We start from the raw sequence: 5,875 nt of genomic DNA on the forward strand, positions 1-5,875 counted from the left end.
GCCTTGCCGGAGATATCCACCAGATCGGCGGCGTCCTGGGCCACCTCTGCAATATCGGCTGGGGTAAAATAGTCCACCCCTTTCTCCTGCGTTTCCCCTGCCGGGCCCTGGGGACCCTGGGGGCCTTGCGGGCCTTGCGGGCCTTCGGGACCTTGGGGCCCTGTCGCTCCTGTTTCTCCCGGTGGGCCCTGGATGGGGCCTAGGTTCAGCCATTCACTGCCCGTCCAGGCATAGCAGTCTTCTCCCACCATGTAGTTGTCCCCCACATTGGGGCTTGGTACCGCCTCCTGCAATGCCTGGAGGCTGTCGTAGCTCCCCAGGATTTTAAGGGATGTACCCTGTGGTCCCTGGGGACCTGTCGCCTTGACGCCGGTGGAAACATACTGGTCCTGCTCCGGATCCCAGGTTTCCCACATGTCGGTGCCCTCATTAATCCGGGGGCCGTGCTGGGCGTCCTGGGCCGCCGCATTGGCATTCTGCGCCGCCAAATTCGCAGCGTCTGCGGCCTCGCTTGCGTCTCCCGCCGCGCCGTTGGCGTTCCCGGCCGCTGTATTGGCTAGGCCTGCCGCAGTGTTGGCCGCTCCTGCCGCCGTATTAGCGCCGTCCGTGGCGGTGTTGGCGTCTTCGATGGCCGTCTGCATCTGGCTGTTGAGGCTCTCAAAGGTGCCCTTGGCTGTATTGGCGTCCTCCAGCGCCTGCTCCGCATCCTCTACCGCTTGGGAGGCGCTGGACTGGGAGGAGGAGATGCTGTTGAGGGCGTCCACAAAGCTTTTGTATTCCGGAGAGCTCTCCGCCACCGCCTGATCCAGCGCCATAGGTTTAATATCCAAAACAAAGGAGCTGGAAGACAGCATGGCATTAGATGCTTCGTCATACAGCTGCACATCACAGCAAGCCTGGCCCGCTTCCGCCAGCATCTGCTGGGTGAGAGTGATTTCCACCTGATTGTTGCTGATGGCGGCGTCATCCAGCACATTGTCCCCGGACTGCGGCTTTCTCATGGCGAATCTTGCCACAGCGCCGCTGGGAATGGTGTAGTCGACGCCGTTATCCGCGAGGGTGACGGTCAATGTACGGCTGTTTTGGTCTCCCTGTTTGGCGTATACTGGTATGATCTGCGTCTTTCCTGATAGATCAAGGGTAATACTGTCGTTAATTTCCATCTGTGTTCACCTTCCTTTCCAGTTCATCAATTCTCGCGGATAATTCTTGGATCGCCTTGCTCAGGTAAGGGACAATGCGGTCTATTCTAGGCTGAACCATGTCTTCACCGTCTGGCTGAGGCACATGATCCACCCACCGGGGGTTGATTTTCTCCAGCTCCTGGGCAACATACCCCAGCTTTTCCTTAACAGATCCTTCTTTCCATGTAAAGCTTCTATGCCGGATTGCGTTGACCTGAGAAAGGGCCTGCTCCGCTGTGTCGGCAATATTGTCCTTGAGCATCTCATCGGAGGACGTGATGGCGATGTAGAAGGTATTGGCTGTCCCGTGTAAGGTCAGGTTGCTGCCGCTTTCTATGCCGATTTGCAGGATTCTGTCCTCTCCGGATGGCGCAGATAGTACTGCATAGACATTCCGGTTATTCCGAACCGCCGTGATCTCGCCCCATACGCTGAGGTTATTCACGTTGGAGATGCTGCCCTTGTCAGGGTTACTTCCGTCAGACTCATCTCCTTTCATGTCAATGAAATAAGGGTACAGGACATAGGTGTGGATTCCACCTTCGTGCAGCGTTCCATCAGGATCAGTGACCCCATGAGGATAAATACTCAGCATGTCGAAATCCTCATAGGGAGGCGTTCCAAGCCTTCGGAAAATGATAGCGGCATCCCAAGATTTCCAGCCAAAGATAACGTTTTCCCTTTCGTCTACGGTAAATTCTGACAGCAAGCTAGAAGCTTTAGAAGTTTCAGCATGGGACCAAAACTGCAAAGCATTGTTATCCAGGTCAAACCGGGTTGTTTCATTTTGCGAGATTAAAACACCGGCCCGCACCATATTGGCGCTGATGAGCCCGACGGTAATCAAGCTGGCATTCATTCCTTTTGCGGTAATCGCCGTTCCCCAATCCCAGTCACGTCCGTCTGAAGTGCGGCTGTCAGCAATCTGGAGGCCTTGGGTGCCGATAGAAATAGCGCCAAAAAGATCGCTGCTGGGATCCAAGTCCTCAAAGAGGATGGCCCGCACATCCTGTTTTTGGGCTACACTGTTTTGAAGCCGCAGCTGTGCGTATGCACTGTTGATAAAGCCCTGAATCTGTTCGGCAATCAAAGAACCATCTGGACGGATTGCGCCATCAATCCGATTGACACCTGATGACACATTGTTGAAATATTGGTAGGGTTCGTCACCGATCACAACCTTTGTTGTCCTCTGCCGCAGGCAATCGTAGGTGATTTCTCTGACTCTTGCATCGGTTACAATCCCCAGGCGGTAATACTCACAGTGGACAGTATCGCCTAAAGAAACAGTCTCTAGACCCTTATACTCCGCATAGTTGACCGTATTTTCAACAAGCACCATGTCCACACTGATGGTCACTTTGGGCTTGTCTGCCCCGGCTTCATACTCTGCCTGGCACTGCTCTTCCAGCGCGTCGTCCAGTTCCTCCTGGGTGTCGCAGATAATGATTCCGTTTTCCTCGTCGTCCTCGTTGGCGTCCTCTCGCATCTTCACATTGTCGAAGGTGATGGTGCGCGCCTTTATAACCGGATAGGTATTGATGAGAGGGGAATCTACATATCCGTTGTTTGTCATGGTATAGCCATTATAGGCCTTGGGATAAATGCGGGTAATAATATCGGAAGTATCAATAGTCTCTGATACTCCGTTTTTGGAGGCATTCTTCCCGTAGAGTACGGACACCCCATAATCTCCGCCCACTTGGTTATTGATGATGATCTGGTAGTTGTTGAAATAAATCTCTCCGCCCCACCGTTTGACAAAGCTGTTGTCATCATTGCCATTGATGGCCTCAATCAGGTTTTTAAATTGATAGTAGGCCGTCGCTATTTTGGTAATATTGGAGCTGCCGGTATATTTGCTGTTTGGCGCCGTCATGATGTCGAGGGCCTGCTGGCCCGTCTTATCCGTGGGCCTAACGTCCACCAAGAAACAGTCGTCCCTGGCGTCCATGAAGATAGGCTCCGCCGTGGCGGTCACCCCGGAATCATCCTTGTCCGTTTCCTTGACGCGGAAAAGCTGGTCTTCATTGAAGGACGGGGCTGAAATCACAGCGCCGCCCTCAATATATTTCCACCGCCCGTCTGCATCAATGGGATGGGTAAGCTCCAGCTCCCACGCACCGTTTAAAACAGCGTGGACATTGCACTGGGTAGCCATGAGGGTCATGTCCCCGTTTTTGGTATAATCCGTGTTGGAGGGGCTGTAAATCTGAATCATGCCTCATACCCCCAATTTGGGATGATTTGCAGCGTAAAGCCGCTGGTTATGCTGATCTCGCAATCCCCATGCGGGATCCATAAATCCTCATATCTTCCGGTGACGGAGGTATTCATCAGTGTGCCGTCTGCCCGGTAAGCGAGCATCTTGCCGCTGTCGATGGTCAGGTTTTGCCCGATATTGGCCGTCATGGTCTTTCCGTTGACTGTTAAGGTGCAAACACCCTCGCCGGTGATCTGATAGGTGGGTTTGCATAGATCATAGGCGTTATAATCGATGTTCGATCTCGGCTTTTTCCCCTCCCGCTCAAACTCATAGGGCGTGCAGGTGAACACGGCGGAGATTTTGGCGTAATGGTTGAGGATCCTTTCCAGGTCACCCAATTGGATGGACAGCACCTCATAATAGCAGTAGGGGGAATCACTGAGGATGAGTTCCCCCGTACCCGTCAGCCATCTCCTGAGGTTTCGGATCACCGCATTTACATCTTCAGCCAGGATGGTAAAGTTACAGGTAATGGTAATGTTGCTGGAGGATTCGTCGTCAGAAACCAGCTCTCCCTGCCTTCCTGGAATAGCGTAGGAGGTAAAGCTTTTCTTGGAGGATGTGACCGCCGGATAGTCATAGAGGATGACCCCCATATCTTTTCCTACCGTGTTGTTGTACTGAATATCGTAGCCGCGTCCGCACGGCTTTGTATTTTGTGTGCAGATCATGCAAAACCTCCTTGCGCCCTCAGTACCGCCCGCTGCTGGTTCCCGATCTTACGGATGGTGTAGTCAGAGACGGTTTCTTTCAGCGGCGTACCGTCTACCGTGGTGTTGTTGATAATCTGGATGGCCATACCATCGAATACAGCACTGACGTCGGCTTGATAGGATACCGTTCCTCCTGTGCCCGCTGCGACTCCTGCCGGACTCACCCGTTGGTTGATTGGCTGGACCATGTCGGACATTCTGCTGATGCCATTTGACAACGTCTCCCGCATCTTAGCGAAGGGAAACGCGTCTGCAAAACCTACCCCTATGCCCTGGGCCAAAGGAGCGCCTACTTCATCACGAGTAACTTTGGACGGAGAGTCAATATTCCCAGCGTTTTGTGCCTCGACCACCATCTGATTGACAAGCCCCCGGATGGTGCTCATCAAAAAGCCGCTGCGGCTGTTAAGCCCGCTGGCAATACCGTTAGCCATCTCCTGCCCTACGCCATACATATCATTAGCGGCCATTTTTCCCGCCTGCACCATATCGTGAAACTTAGACTTGGCGATGGTGTACGCTCCAGTAAGGCCGTCGCTGATAGTGCTTCGGAAATCGTTCATGCCGGGAATAATGGCGATAATCATGCTGTTGACCATATCCCGACAGTTTTGGGCGATGTTTCCGAAATCGGTCCCGGACTGGCTGGACATGCTGGAAGTAGCGGAGCCTACTTCTGTGTTGGCCGTCTGCGCCGCAGCACCCATACCGCCAAATTCCGTTTTGATATTGTCGGTGGATGTCCCAACGCGGTTTGCCATGTTTTCCGCAGAGCTGCCGACGCCATCAAAAGAAGTGTTCATCTCATCGGTTTTGCCCTTGGTGAACACAACCATTTCACCGGATTTACCCTGGATGGTCCTATAAGAGCCCGCCACGCGGTTTGCCATGTTTTCCGCAGAGCTGCCGACACCGTCAAAAGAAGTGTTCATCTCATCGGTTTTGCCCTTGGTGAACACAACCATTTCACCGGACTTGCCCTGGATGGTCCTATAAGAGCCCGCCACGCGGTTTGACATATTCTCTGCGGCGTCCCCTGTGCCGGTGTACGCCAAGGCGGCGCTGACAGAGACAGCCTCCACCGCCTCGTTGGCCTCGCTGGCCGAGGTTTTGATCTTCTCTCCCGATTCTTCCGCGGATGTGCCTGCATCGTCCATGGAGGTGGCAAGGTCGTTGACGGAATCTTTGCAGAATTGGATTTCTTCGTTGGCTTTAGCGATGGATTCCCTATACGTGTCTTCTGAGGCACCTAAAGTATTGTTTGTTTCCACAAGCTTATCACGGTCACGCTTGAGCTGCATGATATGATCCTCAGCCTTATAACCTTCGGCGGTGCTAATCGCATAGGCGTCCCCTAAAGCTAGTTCCGCATCGCGAATCTGGTCGTCCAATCGGTCAATTTCAGCTTGGTTTTTCTTGCGTTGCTCCAATACTCTATTGAGTTCCATCTCCGCCTTGGTGCGCTCTTTGATGGCGTCTTGGGTGAGGTCCATAAGGGCTTGGGTTTTCATCTGCTCCTCAAAGGCGTCGATGAGCTTGTATACCTCATCTTTGGTTAGAGAAATACTGTCAGATGCTTCATCATAGGACAGCTCCAAATCTGGCATCTTGCTGTTGAGGACTTCGATTTTGTCCAGCAATAACTGTTTTTCGTCCGCCGTTTTGTTGGACTTTTCCCCAAGCTCAAACACTTGATCCGCTAAATCCCGGAT

General features: G+C 53.0%; 3 protein-coding genes and 1 pseudogene. All 4 read right to left on the minus strand.

Translation table 11 applies throughout. The features are described 5' to 3' along the window. A partial coding sequence (locus tag ACZ25G_RS01660; RefSeq protein WP_463681321.1) for a BppU family phage baseplate upper protein occupies positions 1-1,163 on the minus strand: 1,163 nt, incomplete at its 3' end. Then, on the minus strand, positions 1,153-3,405 hold the full coding sequence (locus ACZ25G_RS01665) for a phage tail spike protein (RefSeq protein ID WP_463681322.1): 2,253 nt from the start codon (positions 3,403-3,405) through the stop codon (positions 1,153-1,155). The genes ACZ25G_RS01660 and ACZ25G_RS01665, both read right to left, overlap by 11 nt. Then, positions 3,402-4,121: a hypothetical protein gene (locus tag ACZ25G_RS01670; RefSeq protein WP_463681323.1), complete on the minus strand. Its 720-nt coding sequence runs from the start codon at positions 4,119-4,121 to the stop codon at positions 3,402-3,404. Before ACZ25G_RS01670 ends, ACZ25G_RS01665 begins: the two co-directional genes overlap by 4 nt. After that, positions 4,118-5,875 (minus strand): annotated as a pseudogene (locus ACZ25G_RS01675) (hypothetical protein); the annotation flags it as partial. The pseudogene ACZ25G_RS01675 and the gene ACZ25G_RS01670, both read right to left, overlap by 4 nt.

This window comes from Zongyangia sp. (assembly GCF_965361945.1).